Here is a 16,825-nt window from a genome sequence, read left to right on the forward strand (position 1 = left end):
CGCTATCCGACCAGCGACGGGATCCACCCAACTGCTTATACCGGATCGGGAGTTACTACGACTATGACGGAGATCGTCCGGACGGAGGGGATCCTCGGCGGTGATCCTCGCATCGAGGGAACGCGGATCGGCGTCCTCGACGTGTACGAACTCGTCGTGGAGGGCGATCATTCGCCGGCCGATATCGCAGACCAGCTCAACGTCTCGATCGGGGCGATCTACGCCGCACTGGCGTACTACCACGACCACCCCGACGAGCTGCGCCGGGTCCGAAAGCGCCACGCGGACGCCGAGGAGTCTCTCGAACGGAACGCTCTCTCGCCCCCGAAACCAGTCGAATGACGATTAACGGATGGCATTTCTAACCGACGAGCACGTCCCCAGCGTGTTCATCACCACGCTCCGGTCCCATGGATATCTGTCCTCAGGACCAAGGACGTGTTCGGCGAGAACACTCGTGACGACGAACTACTCCGATACTGTGCTACCGAAGGGTACGTTCTCATCACACACGACAGGAAGGATTTCGGTGGGGAGACCGGCCGGTCGATCGAACACGACGACATCGTGATCTACACCGACGCTAACTACCTCCGCAACCACCCGGAACACGCGGTAGGAACGCTCGAACGCATATTGTCGTACTATCCACTCAACGAACTCGCGGACGAACTCGTGTGGCTCGATCAGTGGCGCACGGACTGAGAAGACACCTCACACTTCTCTCCTATTCGATAGTTTCGATTAGGCGGTGTGACACACGACTATTCGCACTCGTCCGCGGGGTCTGCGATCCAGCGAGTGTGTTCTCGATCACCCATGTTCGTATTCGATCCGCCTCCCCTCGGAAATAATATATTAATTATTTTTCACTAGCGACCCAAATTTCCGTCCGGTCCCCGCTGACGCACTCCACTTCTTTCGAGCGCCACACCGACGAGCGACCGCACTCTAATTACATACGATAACCCAACAGATCTATTAGGATTGCGCGCCAGGATCGGGTATGCTCCCCGACCTGACGCCCGTGACCGACGTCCTCATTTGGGTCGTCATGGGCGGCTTTCTCGCGGGGATCGCCGCCGACCGGCGCGGGCGCTCGGCCGCGCGGTCGATTACGGCCGCCGCCTGGGTCGGGTTCGCGCTGTTCTGGCTGCTGATGGTCCCGTTTTTCGTCTTCGAGCACCGCAGCATCGTCGAGGCGATACTGGCAGGAATCGCCGTCCCCGCCTGCGTCTACGTCGCCCACCGCCTCCACGGGGGCCGGGACTCCCTGCTCGTCCTCTCGCGGGCGGTGGGCGTCATGGGGCTGATCTACCTGCCCTTCGGTGCGATCCCCGCGTTCCACGACACCCTCATCGAGGTCGTCGCGGACCAGACCTACGCCGGCCTCCAACTCCTCGGGTCGACCCCCGCCTTCGAGACCGACGAGGCCGGCCTGCGCAACACGTTCGCGTTCACCCTCGATTCGGGTCGCGAATACTCGACGCGGATCGTCTTCGCGTGTACGGGCATCGGCAGCATGGCCATCTTCGGCGGGCTGATCGCGGCGGTGCGCGCCCCCATCGAGCGCCGGCTCGCCGCGCTCGCGATCGCGGTCTCGACGATCTGGGTACTCAACATCGCGCGCAACGTCTTCATCGCCTACTCGATCGGCCACCAGCTGTTCGACCAGGCGGCGCTGGCCGGCCCCGTGATGTGGCTGTTCGGCGTCGAGGACCCGATCCGGGTCTCCTTTTTCGTCGCCGACCGGATCCTCTCGCAGGGGCTGGCGGTGTTCGCGCTGCTGGCCATCGCGTGGGCCGTCGTCAAGGTGCTTCCCGAACTCTACGTAATCGTCGAGGACCTCGCGTTCCTCGTCACCGGCGAGGAACACGACCTCGGGCGCGGGCGATGACCCGCGACCGCATCACCCGCCGACGGCTCCTCGGGACGCTCGGGATCGGCGGCCTCGCGCTCGGTTCGGCGAAGGCGATCGACAACGTGGTGCTGGGCTACGGGGGCGTCGGCGGCGGGACGAACCTCCGCGAGCAGGACCTCGACCCCCTCCTCGCGGAACACCGCGCGTTCGGCGGCCGGATCGGGGACGGCGGGACGGCGTACCACGTTGGCGAGGACGGACTGTGGATCGACCGATCGAGGACCGGCGACTGGCGCCAGTATCCCTTCGACGCGCGGCCCGAGAGCCTCCCGAGCACTCCGGCGGGGGCACGGGCCCTGTTTCGTGACGCCGCGGCACTCGTCGCCGAAACGTCCTACGAGTACCACTCCCTGGATGGGTTCTTCGACCGTCTCGCCGAGACGACGCCGCGCCCGCTCGCGACGGCGGCCCTGCGGGGGAGCGTCTCCGAGACGGTCGCACCCGCGGTCGTCGAGCGCTTCGGGGGCATCCCGCCGACGGACGGCGAGAGGCTCGTCGAGGGGCTCAAGACCGGGTTTCGAGAACACGGTCACTACGACGTTTCACGGTACGTGGCCGGCTCCGTTCAGGACAACGTCATCCGTGGAGCGATGGATCTGCGCGAACCGTTCGAGGGGCCGACCGACTTCGGAACCCTCCTCGAGGAGGGGTCGACCGGACTGTTCTGTTACGAACTCGCGTATCGGGCGATAGAGGCGATTCACTCCGTATCGGCGACCGAACAGAGCCCGCCGCTCGCGGGATTCTGGGTGCGCGATCGGCGGCACAAACACGTCTACAACGGCCTCGCGAGCGTCGTCCGCGACGGGGACGAACTGCGGGTTCCCGTGACATTCCTCGATTACACGGATTCGACGCTGTACGACGACCTCCGGGTGCGGCGCGTCGCCGGCGAGGGACTCTGTGCGTACGACCGTGGCCACCGTGCCGACGAGGTCTACTGGGACGTCTGAACTACAGCTGAAGCCAGCCGGTCGTCAGCCCGCTGTCGCGCAGGTACCAGCGCTGATAGAGGGTGTCCTCGCGCAGGCAGAGTTCGATCACCGCGTCGAACAACGGTTCGAGCAGCGCGACCGTTCGGTTGGACCGGTCGGTCGTGAGGTGGTAGTGGGCCATCCCGTCGACCGACCGCACCCGGTGGGTCAGCAGGTGGAGAAACCGAAAGAGCGATTCGGGGTCGTACTCCGAGACCAGCGGCGTGAGCGAGTCGAAACAGAGCCGGAGTTCGGCGGGGGTGAGCCCGCCGCTCGTCGCCTCGAACTCGGCGATCGCCTCGGAGATGTCGAGTCCGAGCGAGCCGAGGCCCCCCTCGACGCGACGCTCGGGAACGGGCGTCGAGGACGGCGCCGCGGCGGCCGCGGCGCTCCTGCTGGTCGCGTCGTACCGGATGACCGAGTACCGGTTCGGATCGTCGGATCCGGTCGGAAGCCGCCCGGACTCGGGGGTACAGGGGTCCGCGAGGACGAACAGCCGACGGCGCGCCTGCGTGGTCGCCTCGCCGAGGAACTGCCGACAGGCCGCTCCGTGGGCGGCGGGCATCCGCGAGCCGACGACCAGCAGGTTCGAGCCGTGCTGTTTGAGCGCGTCGAGTTCCTGAACGAGCGCCGTCGTCTCCTCGTATGCCGACCCATCCGACCCGTGCTCTCGTGGCATCCTCTCACCGTAGTCTCAACGGATTAAAATATAAACGTTGCGCCCGTTCGGCGTGGAAGCCGCCGTGAGACGGGGCGAAGCGCCGGTCCCGCCGCTCGACCCCGACGGTACCGAACGGGTCGAAGGGCCGTCGGCAGGGACCGGACCGCGGAACCCCCGCTCGATCAGTCTCGCCGGCTCGGACGCTTATAAGAGGTGGGTCGATAGCTTTTTGTTCGATATCGGTGATATCACACCGTGACGCGATGACTCTATCGGCTCCACGCGGACGGCCGGCCGAGTCGGCGGCGATTCGATTCGAGCACGGCGACGGCACGCTCGACGTCGTCGACACCGTCGAGCGACGGCGATACTCGCTGTCGTTGGCGGGGTCGGACACGCCGACGCACACCGACGGGGGGTCGTTCCGGTTCCCCGTCGACAGCGCGGTCACGGTCGGGACCGACCGGATCGCCCTCCCGTCGGTGATCGCCGTCTACGTTCGCGACGCCGACGGACGGATGCTCGCCGAGACCGGCCAGTTCGCAGAGCGGGCGTTCCCCGCGGGATCGTACAGCCTCGAACTGTGCGCACCGATGAAGCTCTACGTCCGGCTCGATGGCCCCTTCGAGATCACTGCGGACGCCTCGCGGATGGCGATCGAGTTCCCCGAGTGGACGGCCGTCGCGATCGGCGCGCGCTCGAAACACGACCGGCCGGCGGCGACGGTCACCACCACGGACGATCCCGAGGACGTGATGGCCGCGATCTCGACGTTCGGGTCGGCGCTGAAGACGACGAGCCCCGAGCGGTCGTATCCGACGCTCCGGGGCCATCCTCCGACGGTCGAGCGCGGACCGGCGCTCTCGATCCCTGAGGGGCTCTCGCCGCCGGAGACGGGGATCACGATCGAGGTCCCGCCGACGCTGCGCCACGCCTACGTGGTCGCCCCGCTCGCGTACTACCTCGGTGCGACCGTCGAACCCGGCGACGAGGCGCGGATCCGCACGGCGTCGGGGTTCGTCCACGACTTTGGAACCGGCTGCGCGTTCGAAAGCGAGGTCGAGCGAACGCTGAAACAGTCGTTCTTCCTCGACTGTGTCACCCGGACCGAGGGGCTCTACCCGATCGACCTACACGAGCGCCGGGCGATCGAGCGCCGCGTCGATCTCGACTTCGCGGCGCTGTACGACCGGCCCATCGCCGACCAGCTAGAGGCGTACCTCTCGGTGCCCTACTCGATCGTCGAACCACACGTCCCCGAGTGGAAGCTCACCTCCCACGTCGCGACGACCCCCACGAGCATCGAGATGCTGCCGTTTCTGGTCAACGATCTCGCGGTGATCCGAACGCCGGACGCCCAACGGGTCGAGTCGGCACAGGCGGAGACGACCGCGATCGAGGGCTTTCTCAGGAACTCGGCGACACGCGACACCCGAGAGGCGGCGGCCGCGACGGCCTCCCGGACGGAGTCGTACGTCGAGCCGACACGGACCGAGTCGCTCGAACACGCGTGGGTCGGGAGCGAGACGCCGATGGGCGCGAGCAAGGCGACCCCGCAGGCCTATCGTAACCGCCTCGCGCGCGAACAGTCCAGCGGCGACATCTCGATCGCCGTCGTCTGTAACGACCCGGAGATGGACGAGGAGCGCGACCTCGTCGACGACGTCTACGGCTCGCGCGACGAGTTGCCGTTCGACGTGGCCGTCCACAGGGACCTCACGCGCGATCGACTGCGGACCGTCCTCGAGACGGACGTGGACTACCTCCACTACATCGGGCACATCGAACCGGACGGGTTCGAGTGTCCGGACGGCCGCCTCGACGCGACCACGCTCGAAGGGGTCGGCGTCGACGCGTTCCTGCTCAACGGCTGTCGGTCCTACGACCAGGGGATGGCCCTGATCGACCGCGGGGCGATCGGCGGGATCGTCACCCTGACCGACGTGGTCAATACCGGTGCGGTGGCGATCGGATCGACGCTAGCACGGCTCTTGAACAACGGCTTCCCCCTGCGGGCGGCCCTGGAGGTGGCGAAAGACGAGAACGTCATCGGCGAACAGTACATCGTCGTGGGGGATGGTGGGGTGTCAGTGACGCAAGCCGAAGGAGGAGCCGCACTCGTATATACGGTAAACGAGATACAAGGAGGATACAAGGTCAGCGTTAGAGCCTACTCAACGAGCATCGAGGGGATGGGAAGCATCGTGTATCCAACGATAAGCGGGAACAACGAACACTACATCAACTCCGGTCTATTACGGGAATTCCGATGTTCTGCGGAAGAGCTACGGCTGTTTCTACGATCGTCGATAGTTCCGATCCGTATCAATGGTGAGCTATACTGGAGTGATCAGGTTTCTGTCGAGGACTTCAACTAGGGTCCCGCGGTAACGTAACCGCCGCCCGCTGCCGCGTTCCCCGCCTGCGTGAGCAGCAGCAGCAGGGTGAACAGGACGCCGGTCATTCGTGGGTGGTTCGCCAGGTACGTTTTGATGCTGTCTTCGGACATCGCAATAGACGCATGGACGCCCACTGATATGAATTTATTCGAATATTGGTGTTACTAAATATAGTCATTTAACTTGAGTCAAATAGGCAATAAAGATGTTACAGATATTAGAGGATAGCAAACCGTGGGAGAGGACCGGCTTCTTTCCGAGTGTATTCCTCAAATTGGATGAAATATCTGTCGGTATTATTGACATATCTTACTTATATGTAATATATAAATATTTCTCTTTTTGATAGTGTTTTATAGGTGATATCACTCGACAACGAACACTTATCGGCCGTTCTGATAGTGCCGTTTCCCGATATTTCGGGGGTGGTCCCGTCGTACTAGCCGCCGGAACCACGGCACACACGTTGTAGAGCGAAAAGGGACGCTCGCCCGGGACGAGGGGGGGGTACCCGGTGAACGAGCGAGTCACGAGCGCCGCCGCCGCGGGTGGGGTCCACGAGTGAAACGAGGCCACGGATCGCTTGGCCGGCGCGCCGGGCGGCGACCCGCCGGAGAAGCCATGCCGCCTCCCGGATTTGAACCGGGGACAGCTCGATCTTCAGTCGAGTGCTCTCCCAGTCTGAGCTAAGGCGGCCCGTCCGAAGCGACGGCGAGCGCCCCAAAAAGGATTTCGAAAGCCGCCGCAACCGCCCGATGGATCGATCGTCGTGCGTTATCGACCCCCTTATCGGGCGTCTCTCGGCCGGCGGACACGCGCGGTCGGCCCCCTCCGCTGTGCCTACGCACCATTGTCCGCCCGGGAATGGACCGCGGGTTACAGCCTCTATAATAAACACGGAGCGAAGCCGATCGACACACATGACAGTAGGTGTGTACGAAATCGACGGCGACATACCGGTAGAGGCGGACCGTAGCATTGAATCCCCTCGCCCGTGCAGTAGGAACCATGGTCGGTCAGCAGGAGGTGGCTGAGCGGATGGTCGGGCTTCGAGGAGCCGTCGGCCACGAGCTGCCGACGACGCGGTCGAACGTTCCCGAACACGGCGTCGCGTCCGAACGGCGCGACGGCGACGTATCGCTCCAACTCAGCACACACCCGATACTCTCGGGCGAGCAGCCTATCGAGACCGACGACGGCGTCGAGATCTGGGTGCTCGGCGAGGTCTACGGGTTCGACGACACCCCGGTCGGCGGCACGACGGGCCACACCCCACGGCCGAAACACCGCGACAGCGTCCGGTACTGTGCGGACCTGTACGCCGAACACGGCCGCGAGTTCGTCCACGGGCTCAACGGCAACTGCGTCGGGGTGCTGTACGACCGGGAGGCCGGCGACCTCTCGATCTTCACCGACCGCCTCGGGACGGTCCCGATCTACTACGCGACCCCCGGCGACGGGATCGTCTTCGCGACCGAGATCGACTCGATCGCGAGCCACCCCGACGTCGAGACCGAGTTCGACCTCGGCTACCTCCACGAGTACCTCGTCTATCGCCGCCCGTTCGGCGTCAAGACCCCGCTCGTGGGGATCGAGGAACTCCAGCCCGCCTCGATCACGACGGTCAACGTCGACGACGGGTCGATCGACGTCGAACGCTACTGGCGCCCCCGCTATCGACCGCGCAACGCGCCCTTCGAGACGTTCGTCGACGAGTTCACCGAGCGATTCACCCGCCTCGTCGACGAGTGGCGCCGCGACGACCTCGAATACGGGGTCCTGCTCTCGGGCGGGAGCGACTCGCGGCTGAACCTCGCCGCCCTCGGTCCCGGGATCACGGCGTTTCACATGGCCGGCTGGATGAGTCGGGAGGCCCGCACCGCCGAACGCGTCGCGATCGAGTCGGGCAACGAGTTCGTGTTCCTGCGGCGCGACCACGACTACCAGGAGAAGGCGCTCGTTCGCAACCAGCCGTTCTCGAACTTCAACGGCTGGTTCACACAGGGGTACGCGACCGGCTTCGAGGAGGAGATCACGGCGCGCGTGGACGTCCTGCTGTCGGGGATGTACGCCGACACGCTGTTCAAGGGCCACGCGATACCGTCCCCGACCTACGACCTCGGCCCGGTCGGGAACCTCACGCTCCCCCTCGAAACCGAACTCGAAAGCCTCCCGGAGTTCATCGACTGGCTGTGTGCGGGCGCGCCGAGCGACGACAACCTCCCGTTCCCGAACGACCTGCGCTCGACGCTCGAGGAGAACATCTACTGGGACGACGGCGAGATCGTCCACCACGGCGTCCGTTACGAATCGATCGAGGACCTCGTCTACTGTAGCGGCTACTTCCCGCTGAGCAACGACGACGACATCATCTTCCAGAACAGCCTCCACGAGATGCTGCCCTACAGGACGCCGTTTCTCGACAACCGCCTCGTGGACCTCTCGCTCCGGATGCCGATCCGCTATCGGCTGCGACGAAACGTCATCGACGCGGCCGTCAAGCGCCTCAACCCGAAACTCGCGTCGATCCCCCACGCGGACGCCGGGATCGGCCTCGGCCACTCGTTTCCCGTCGATTTCGCGGGCCGGAAGCTGAAGGCGCTCTGGCGGAAACACGTCGCCAAGGAGAACCCGCCACGGCCCTACCTCAGCAACGGCTCGTGGGTGAACGACGCGGAATTGATCCGTGAAGACGACTTCTACTGGCGGGCGATCGAAGGCCACGCGGACGTCATCGAGGGGCTGGACTTCCTCGAGTTCGAGGACGTCCGCGCGTGCTACCAGGCCCACCTCGACGGGCAGGACAACGTAGTCGAGCTATACACCCTCCTAACCGTGCTCACCATGCCACTCACTCATCGACTGGCCGGCGTACAGACCGACGACCGACCGAACCGATCCGACCACCGGCCCCCGATCACGCAGGAGGGCTCGCGATGAGCGACGGTCGACTGGACACGCTGGTGATCGGGATCGACGCCGCCTGCGATGGCGTCCTCGATCCCCTCCTCGAGAAGGGCGCGCTCCCGAACCTCCAGTCGATCATCGAGGAGGGCGCGAGCGGCCCGCTCGAATCGCAGATCCCGCCGTGGACCGCGAGCGCGTGGCCCTCGATGTACACGGGCGTCAACCCGGGCAAACACGGCGTCTTCGGCTTCCTCCACTACGAGGGCTACGACTGGGACGTCGTCAACGCCACGCACGTCCGCGAGGCGGCGCTCTGGGACCTGCTCACCCACCACGGGATGACGAGCGTCGTCGTCAACGTCCCCGTGACGGCGCCGCCGCCGGAGATCGACGGCGCGATCGTCCCCGGTTACACCGCCCCCGAGAACCCGCGGTGTCACCCCGAGGGCACCCTCGAGGAACTGCGCGAGGCGATCGGCGACTATCGGGTGTATCCCGACCCCGAACGCGACCAGCCCGGCGAGTACGTCGACCTCGTGCGCATGCGCGGGGCGGCCTTTCGCCACCTCGCCGACGAGTACGACCCCGAGTTCGGCTTCGTCGAGTTCCAGGGGACCGACAGCGTCTTTCACGAACACCCCGGCCGCGAGGACTACGTCGAGGCGATCTACCGGGCGGTCGACGACGAAGTGGGGGATCTGCTCGAGTCGTGCGACCCCGACACCGTGATCGTCGCGAGCGATCACGGGATGGGACCCTACGAGAAGTACGAACTCCGCGTCAACGAGTTCCTCGACCGGGAGGGCTACGTCGAGACGACCACCGGCGGGTCGGGGATGCCGGCGTGGCTCCCGATGTTGAACAGCCAACTCCGGGAGGGCAGCGAGGCGAAGGCACCCTCGCCGGGACTGGCGGGCCGGGCGATCGGCGCGGCCGCGCAGGTCGGGATCACGCCCGCGCGCGCGGGCAAGGCGCTTCGAACCGTCGGCCTCGAGGGACTGGTCAAACGGTTCGTCCCCGCCGACGCCCGGCGGGCGGGCAACGAGCAGGTCGACTTCGCCGCCTCGCGGGCGTACATGCGCTCGCGGATCGAACTCGGCCTCCGGATGAACGTCGAGGGCCGCGAACCCGACGGGATCGTCCCCGAAGAGGAGTACGAATCGGTCCGCACGGAACTCATCGAGGCCCTCTCGGGGATCGAGACGCCCGACGGCGAGGCGATGTTCGAGGAGGTCGGCCCCCGCGAGGAGTTCTTCTGGGGGCCCTACGCCGACGAGGGGGTCGACGTCGTCATGATCCCGAACGACTTCGAGCAGTTCCTCTCGGCGGACTTCAAGGGCGAGGTCTTCGGCCCGCCGACCGAACCGTACAACCACAAGCTCCACGGGATGATCGCCATCAGCGGCGAGGGTGTCGACGCCGGGGCGGACCTCTCGGGGGCACACCTGTTCGACGTCGCGCCGACGGTCTGTGCGGCGCTCGGGATCCCGAGGAGCGACCGGATGGACGGCAGCGTTCTTTCCGCCATCGGGCCAACCGAAGAATATGAGTACCCCCGCCTCGATGGAACGGTCGAAGAGACCGCCGACGAGGAGATCGAAGACCGCTTATCGGCGCTCGGATATCTGGAAGGAAACGAATGAGTATCACTGTACGACGTGCGGACGACGAGGAACTCGACGAGTGGGACAGCTACGTGAAGCGGGCGGAGGCGGCGGGTCCCTTCCACCAGCGCGAGGGGATCTCCCTGCTCGCGGACCACACCGACACGACGCTGCACCCGCTGGTGGCCTACAAGGGCCAGCAGGCGGTCGGGATCCTCCCCGTCTTCGAGGAGCGAAAGGGGCCGTTTACGGTGGTGGTCTCGCCGCCATCACACACGGAGGTCTACTACCTCGGGGCGGCGCTGCTCGACGCCGACCAACTCAAACAGCGCAAGAAGGAACGGCGCAACCGCCGGTTCGCCTACGCCTGTCACGAGTGGATCGAGGAGAACCTCGATCCCGACCTGACGCACATCCGGACGGTCGACCGATACCAGGACCTCCGGCCGTTCAAGGAGAAGGGCTACGCGGTCGAACCGTACTACACCTACGTCACCGACCTGACCCCCAGCGAGGACGACCTCCTGATGGAGCTTTCGAGCGACGCCCGCTCGAACATCCGAAACACCGACGAGGACGCCTACCGGATCGAGATCGGCGGCCTCGCGGAGGCCAAGGAGATCATCGACCGGGTCCGAGAGCGCCACGACGATCAGGGGATGGACTACTTCATCGACGACGAGTACGTCACGCGCCTCCACACGAGGTTCCCCGAGGGACAGGTCAAGCCCTACACCTGCTGGAACTCGGAGGGGGAGATGGCCGGCGGGATCGTCGCCATCGAGCACAAGGACACGATCTACCGCTGGCAGGGCGGGACGAAGGGCGACGCCGAGATCCCGGTCAACGACCTGCTCGACTGGCACGTCATGACCGACGCGAAGTCGCGGGGAATCGAGCGCTACGACTTCGTCGGCGCGAACCAGCGCCGTATCTGCCGGTACAAATCGAAGTTCGCCCCCGACCTGGCGACCTACCACGGGGCGCTCAAACGGTCGCCGCGCGCCGAGGCGGTCAACACCGCCCGAACGTTGTTGCCGTTTCGGTAGTCCAGATGACCCGTTCAACCCCTCGACTCAGCCCGAGAGCCGTGTTCGGCCGGGCGAGGAGCGACGGCATTCGGGCGTACTTCGAGGGACACGGCGCGTCACGCTACTCGTTGTACGGCTACGGGAAGGTCGCGGCGCGCGACGGGATCGACGTCCTGCTCGCCGAGCGACCCGAGGCGACGAACGTCGTCCTCCCGGCGTACCTCCCCTACGGAATCGTCGAGCCGTTCCGCGAGGCGGGGCTCGAACCGCGGTACTACGGGTGTAATCGGGCGCTCCGTCCGGATATCGATCACATCGAGGACCTGCTCGATCCGGGGACGCTCGCGGTCATGTTCGCCCACTACTTCGGCCAGCCCCAGTCGCGCGAGGACGTCGCGGCGATCACCGGCCTGTGCGAGGAGTACGAGGCGTACACGATCGACGACAACGCCCACTCCGCGTTGAGCACGCTCGACGGACGACTGCTCGGGACGGTCGGCGACGTCGGGATCACGAGCCTCCACAAGACGCTCCCGATCCCGAACGGCGCGGTGCTCTTTTTCGGAAACGACGACCTTCCGGACGAGGAGGCGACCCGGTCGGCAGTCCGGGACCGATACACGAAGGCGGATTACCGGTATTGTGCGCGCTCGTTCGGGCGGTCGGTGAGCGGCCGACCCGTCCTCAAACAGGCGCTCTCGACGGTTCGCTGGATGAACGATCGGCGGCCCCACAAGGCGAACGGGCACGTCGACACGCACGACGTCGAGGAGGATCCCCGCGCGATCTACGAGGCCACCAAGGTCCCCATGTCCCGCCTCTCGTTGCACGTCCTCGACCGGACCGATCCCGCGGACGTGATCGCCGCCCGCCGGGCGAACTACCGGATCTGGGACCGGGAGATCCGCGACCTCGACGGCGTCGAACCGGTCTTCGAGTCGCTCTCGGAGGGGGCCTGTCCGCAGTACTATCCCGCGCTCGTCGACGACCCCGACGACCTCGGCCCGCTGTCGGGCACCGGGAAACCGTGGCCACCCCTGCCCCACGAGGTCCGGGACGAGGAGGCGTTCGCCACCGAGAACGCCCTCTCGACGCACCTCCACACGCTCCCGGTCCACCAGGGGCTGGACCTGCGCGACCGTGACGGACTCGGCGGAGACGGCGTGTAGACGGGGCTCCCGTCGTACCACGAATCGGACTTCGTTGCGAACTCCATGCTCTCACGAACGCTACCGCCGACACTCGCTCCGAGTGCGGTGTGGACGGTCGTGTGAAATGATAGCGCGCATACTTATAAATAACGAGTGTATGTGGCTAGATAGAGACCACAATGAGCGACGCTCGAGAGCATCGGAACGTGTTTCGTTCGACGATCGCCGGCACTACCGTCGAAGGGCGGGCCCACTCACTCAGTGCGTGGTTCGTCCTCGCATTACGCCTCGTTATCGGCTTCGCGTTCCTCTATTCCGGTGTCGAGAAGGTCCTGGGTGATTTCGCCGCAGAAGGATACTTGGTAGGCGTAGCCGGGGTGAACGGGAATCCACTCGAAGGGCTCTTCCTCTGGATGGGGCAGACCCCCTGGTTCGTCGAGTTCGTCAACATCGCCGTTCCGTGGGGCGAGGTCGCGATCGGACTCGGCATCATCGTCGGGTTTCTCACCCGCTTGGCAGCGTTCTTCGGTGCACTGATGATGCTGATGTTTTACTTCGGGAACTGGGATCTGGCCCACGGACCGATCAACAGCGATTTCATGTACATGCTCGTGTTCCTCTCGGTCGCCGCATTCGGTGCCGGCCGGATCCTCGGACTCGACGCCTACGTCGAACAGTACGAGGTCGGTGGGCAACCACTCCTCGAGAGGCACCCCTGGCTGGAGTACGTCCTCAGGTGAACGGAACGGGCTCAGAGGTATCCGCCGAAGACGGACGCCTCACTGGACGCAAAGGCCCCCTCGATCAGTCCCGTCCGTCATGACCGGATCGGGGGTTCGATCGTCACATGGATGCCTGTTGGCTATCCGCTCGACCACCGGACGGCGACCAGGCCGTTGACGGCATCTCCGCGCTCCGCTCTCAGGAGACGTGTATCCTTCCGGGCACCACAGAGCGTGATCTCAGGCCGTTGCATACAGCGAGACTCACACCCGAGACCGCCTCGCGATAGGCACTCGCAACGGGGTGTCACACCGAACGAGGGGACCGAGTGAGGTGAGTGGGTTCGGGCGGGTTCGAACCTCAGTCGCAGCGGAGCTGCTCCCTGCTTCGAACCGCCCTCACGGGATGGATTTGCTCCTCACGTCCGTTCGTTACAAAATCCATGGGTTCGGGCGGGTTCGAACCGCCGATCTCGGCCTTGTAAAGGCCGCGTCATGACCAACTAGACCACGAACCCTCGAACGGGTGAAATCGCCGCGGGCGAATAACGGTTTCCCTCTCGACCGGAAACGCTTACCCCCGACCGCGCCCAGACACGGACATGGCCTCCCGCCGGCTGCCGCTCGCGCTCGCGGTGGTCCTCGTCGGCGCGCTCGTCCTCACGCTCGCGTACCAACTGGGCGCGCTCGCGGTCGTCACCGGCAGCGAGGAGACGGCGACGGTGACGATCACCGACCGGGAGGGCGGGACGCTCGCGACCGTCGAGGCGGAGGTCGCCGACACCCCGCCGGAACGCTACACCGGCCTCTCGGATCACGACTCGCTGGGATCCGACGAGGGGATGTTGTTCGTCTTCGAGCGCGAGAGCACCCAGAGCTTCGTCATGCGCGACATGGCGTTCCCGATCGACATGATCTTCGTCGGCGAGGACGGGACGGTCACGGAGATCCACGAGGCACCCGTCGAGGAGGGCTCGGACACGAGGAGCTATCGCGGCGAGGCGAAGTGGGTCCTCGAAGTCGACTACGGCTACGCCGCCGAGAACGGGATCACCGAGGGCGACCGGGTGGAGATCGAGTACTGACGGTTTCGGTTCGTAACAACCCTTTTTAACGTCGGTCCCCGAAGAGCGGTAATGGCCGTCCACGACGCAGAGGACGACCCGTTCGCGGAACAACGGGCGACGGTGGACGACTCGATCCGTCGGCTCTTTCGGGAGTACGGCCTCGACAACGCCTTCGAGTACGCCGTCGGGATCCTCGCGAGCCTCCTCGCCCGACTGCTCGACCTGATCCCACCGCTGATGCTCGGGCTGGCGATCGACTCGATCTTCCTCCAGGAGCAGGCCTTTAGCCTCCGGTTCGTCCCCGACGCGTGGCTCCCGACCACCCAGGAGGGACAGTTCGCCCTGACCGTCGGGATCATCGCGGGGTCGTTCCTCCTCGGTGCCGTCTTCCACTGGCTTCGCAACTGGGGGTGGAACGCCGCCGCCCAGAACGTCACCCACGAGATCCGGGTCGACACCTACGACAAGATGCAGCGCCTCGGCATGGAGTTCTTCTCCGATAAGCAGACCGGCGAACTCATGAGCATCCTCTCGAACGACGTCAACCAGCTCGAGCGCTTCCTCAACGACGGGCTGAACTCCGCCTCCCGATTGCTCGTCATGGTCGTCGCGATCGCGGCCATCCTCTTCACGCTCAACCCCCAACTCGCGCTGGTCGCGCTCGTGCCCGTCCCGCTGATCGCCGCGTTCACCTACGCCTTCGTCACGATCATCCGCCCGAAGTACGCGAAGATGCGCGCGACGGTCGGCGCGCTCAACTCCCGTCTCGAGAACAACCTCGGCGGGATTCAGGTCATCAAATCGAGCAACACCGAGCGCTACGAGGACGACCGTGTCGACGACGCCTCGATGGAGTACTACGACGCCAACTGGGACGCCATCTGGACGCGGATCAAGTTCTTCCCCACCCTGCAGGCGATCTCGGGCATCGGGTTCGTCCTCACCTTCCTCGTCGGGGGCTACTGGATCTTCGCGGGCGCGCCCGGCCCGCTCTCGGGCACGCTCTCGGTGGGCGACTTCGTCGTCTTCATCACGCTGACCCAGCAGCTCATCTGGCCGATGGCTCAGTTCGGACAGATCATCAATATGTACCAGCGCGCCGACGCCTCGAGCGCCCGGATCTTCGGGCTGATGGACGAACCCGGCGTGCTCGCCGAGGACGCCGACACCGACCTCGTCGTCGAGGAGGGGCGCGTCGAGTACGACGGCGTGACCTTCGGCTACGACGAGGAACCCATCGTCGAGGGGATCGACTTCACCGTCGAACCCGGCGAGACCGCCGCGCTGGTCGGTCCCACCGGGGCAGGGAAATCCACGGTTCTGAAACTCCTGCTCCGGATGTACGACGTCGACGAGGGGACCATCCGGATCGACGGCCAGGACGTCCGCGAGGTCTCGCTCAGGAGCCTGCGCCAGTCGATCGGCTACGTGAGCCAGGACACGTTCCTCTTCTACGGCACGGTGCGGGAGAACATCGCCTACGGGACGTTCACCGCCGACGACGAGGCGATCGTCGAGGCGGCGAAGGCCGCCGAGGCACACGAGTTCATCGCCGACCTGCCCGAGGGCTACGACACGATGGTCGGCGAGCGCGGGGTCAAACTCTCGGGGGGCCAGCGCCAGCGGATCTCGATCGCGCGGGCGATCCTCAAGGACCCCGCGATCCTCGTCCTCGACGAGGCGACCAGCGACGTCGACACCGAGACCGAGATGCTGATCCAGCGCAGTCTCGACGAGTTGACCGAGGACCGCACGACGTTCGCGATCGCCCACCGGCTCTCGACGATCAAGGACGCCGAGGGGATCGTCGTCCTCGAGGACGGCCGGATCGTCGAGCGCGGCACCCACGACGAACTCCTCGAGAACGGCGGTCTGTACGCCCACCTCTGGGGCGTTCAAGCGGGCGAGATCGACGAACTCCCGCAGGAGTTCATCGAACGGGCGGCGAAACGCCAGGCCCGAACCGAGGCGGGCGACGACTAGAACGACTCCTGTCCGTCGCGCTCCTCGTCCATTCCCTCGGATTCGGCCGAGCCGCCCCGGTCGCTGTAGCCCTCGCGGCCGACCGCGTCGTCGCCGACCATGTTCATGATCATCGTCTCCAAGTCCTCCTCGCTCTCGTAGGTCTGTTCCTCGTCCTGTACGGGTTCGAGGACCTCCGACAGGGTCGTCGGCTCGCCCGAGAGTTCGAGTTCGGCGTCGCCGTACTGCTCGAGGAGTTCGTCGTTGTCGATCGGGTAGTCGATCTCCTCCATGGTTTCCTCGAATTCGCCGAACTCGACGCCCTGCTCTCTGGAATCGTCGTCGCTCATAGCACTCGAACGTCGATGCCCGCACACAAAACGGTTCCTCCTGCAGCTACCGCCGGAACTAACTCGCCGCCCCGCG

Annotated in this window: 15 protein-coding genes and 2 tRNA genes; 12 read left to right on the top strand and 5 right to left on the bottom strand. The window is 65.5% G+C overall.

The window, feature by feature from the left end:
- Positions 1-63: 63 nt before the first annotated feature.
- The 4 genes from QRT08_RS08545 (at position 64) to QRT08_RS08560 (ending at position 2,874) form a co-directional block, all read left to right on the top strand.
- Entirely contained in the window at positions 64-342 is a 279-nt protein-coding gene (locus tag QRT08_RS08545) for a DUF433 domain-containing protein (RefSeq protein ID WP_286045518.1), read from the top strand.
- Positions 343-414: 72 nt separating this feature from the next.
- Complete coding sequence (locus tag QRT08_RS08550) at positions 415-705, top strand: DUF5615 family PIN-like protein (RefSeq protein ID WP_286045668.1); 291 nt, start codon at positions 415-417, stop codon at positions 703-705.
- A 301-nt stretch (positions 706-1,006) separates the two neighbouring features.
- Entirely contained in the window at positions 1,007-1,897 is an 891-nt protein-coding gene (gene artA / locus QRT08_RS08555) for an archaeosortase A (protein ID WP_286045519.1), read from the top strand.
- Positions 1,894-2,874 (top strand): hypothetical protein, encoded by a 981-nt coding sequence (locus tag QRT08_RS08560; RefSeq protein WP_286045520.1) that lies wholly within the window; start codon positions 1,894-1,896, stop codon positions 2,872-2,874. The genes artA and QRT08_RS08560 overlap by 4 nt, the downstream gene beginning before the upstream one ends.
- A 1-nt stretch (position 2,875) precedes the next feature.
- Here the strand turns inward: QRT08_RS08560 and QRT08_RS08565 are convergent, their stop codons facing one another.
- Positions 2,876-3,574: a DUF7504 family protein gene (locus tag QRT08_RS08565; RefSeq protein ID WP_286045521.1), complete on the bottom strand. Its 699-nt coding sequence runs from the start codon at positions 3,572-3,574 to the stop codon at positions 2,876-2,878.
- Between the two features lie 245 nt (positions 3,575-3,819).
- Here QRT08_RS08565 and QRT08_RS08570 point away from each other — a divergent pair, with 245 nt between their 5' ends.
- Complete coding sequence (locus QRT08_RS08570; RefSeq protein WP_286045522.1) at positions 3,820-5,934, top strand: hypothetical protein; 2,115 nt, start codon at positions 3,820-3,822, stop codon at positions 5,932-5,934.
- Here QRT08_RS08570 and QRT08_RS08575 read toward each other — a convergent pair.
- Together QRT08_RS08575 and QRT08_RS08580 are read right to left on the bottom strand one after the other, a co-directional pair.
- Complete coding sequence (locus tag QRT08_RS08575; RefSeq protein WP_286045523.1) at positions 5,931-6,065, bottom strand: DUF7503 family protein; 135 nt, start codon at positions 6,063-6,065, stop codon at positions 5,931-5,933. The genes QRT08_RS08570 and QRT08_RS08575 overlap by 4 nt on opposite strands.
- A gap of 512 nt (positions 6,066-6,577) precedes the next feature.
- Positions 6,578-6,651, bottom strand: a tRNA-Phe gene (locus QRT08_RS08580).
- Positions 6,652-6,963: 312 nt separating this feature from the next.
- Between QRT08_RS08580 and QRT08_RS08585 the strand changes: the two genes are divergently transcribed.
- The 5 genes from QRT08_RS08585 (at position 6,964) to QRT08_RS08605 (ending at position 13,388) form a co-directional block, all read left to right on the top strand.
- On the top strand, positions 6,964-8,895 hold the full coding sequence (locus QRT08_RS08585; RefSeq protein ID WP_286045524.1) for an asparagine synthase-related protein: 1,932 nt from the start codon (positions 6,964-6,966) through the stop codon (positions 8,893-8,895).
- Positions 8,892-10,505 carry an alkaline phosphatase family protein gene (locus tag QRT08_RS08590; protein ID WP_286045525.1) on the top strand — a complete coding sequence of 538 codons (1,614 nt, stop codon included), beginning with the start codon at positions 8,892-8,894 and terminating at the stop codon, positions 10,503-10,505. The genes QRT08_RS08585 and QRT08_RS08590 overlap by 4 nt, the downstream gene beginning before the upstream one ends.
- A complete protein-coding gene (locus QRT08_RS08595; RefSeq protein WP_286045526.1) occupies positions 10,502-11,515 on the top strand; it encodes a lipid II:glycine glycyltransferase FemX in 1,014 nt (337 codons plus the stop codon). The genes QRT08_RS08590 and QRT08_RS08595 overlap by 4 nt, the downstream gene beginning before the upstream one ends.
- Before the next feature lie 5 nt (positions 11,516-11,520).
- Positions 11,521-12,666, top strand: a complete 1,146-nt coding sequence (locus tag QRT08_RS08600) for a DegT/DnrJ/EryC1/StrS family aminotransferase (RefSeq protein ID WP_286045527.1) — start codon at positions 11,521-11,523, stop codon at positions 12,664-12,666.
- 161 nt (positions 12,667-12,827) lie between these two features.
- Positions 12,828-13,388 (top strand): DoxX family protein, encoded by a 561-nt coding sequence (locus QRT08_RS08605; protein ID WP_286045528.1) that lies wholly within the window; start codon positions 12,828-12,830, stop codon positions 13,386-13,388.
- Between the two features lie 426 nt (positions 13,389-13,814).
- Here the strand turns inward: QRT08_RS08605 and QRT08_RS08610 are convergent.
- Positions 13,815-13,888 (bottom strand) — tRNA-Val (locus QRT08_RS08610).
- An 84-nt stretch (positions 13,889-13,972) separates the two neighbouring features.
- Between QRT08_RS08610 and QRT08_RS08615 the strand changes: the two genes are divergently transcribed.
- Positions 13,973-14,455 (top strand): DUF192 domain-containing protein, encoded by a 483-nt coding sequence (locus tag QRT08_RS08615; protein ID WP_286045529.1) that lies wholly within the window; start codon positions 13,973-13,975, stop codon positions 14,453-14,455.
- A 51-nt stretch (positions 14,456-14,506) separates the two neighbouring features.
- On the top strand, positions 14,507-16,420 hold the full coding sequence (locus QRT08_RS08620; RefSeq protein WP_286045530.1) for an ABC transporter ATP-binding protein: 1,914 nt from the start codon (positions 14,507-14,509) through the stop codon (positions 16,418-16,420).
- On the opposite strand, the gene QRT08_RS08625 is transcribed toward QRT08_RS08620, so the two are convergent.
- Complete coding sequence (locus QRT08_RS08625) at positions 16,417-16,749, bottom strand: DUF5789 family protein (protein ID WP_286045531.1); 333 nt, start codon at positions 16,747-16,749, stop codon at positions 16,417-16,419. The two genes, QRT08_RS08620 and QRT08_RS08625, sit on opposite strands and share 4 nt — an antisense overlap.
- Positions 16,750-16,825: the final 76 nt, after the last annotated feature.

It is taken from the genome of Halalkalicoccus sp. NIPERK01 (genome assembly GCF_030287405.1).
GTDB lineage: Archaea > Halobacteriota > Halobacteria > Halobacteriales > Halalkalicoccaceae > Halalkalicoccus.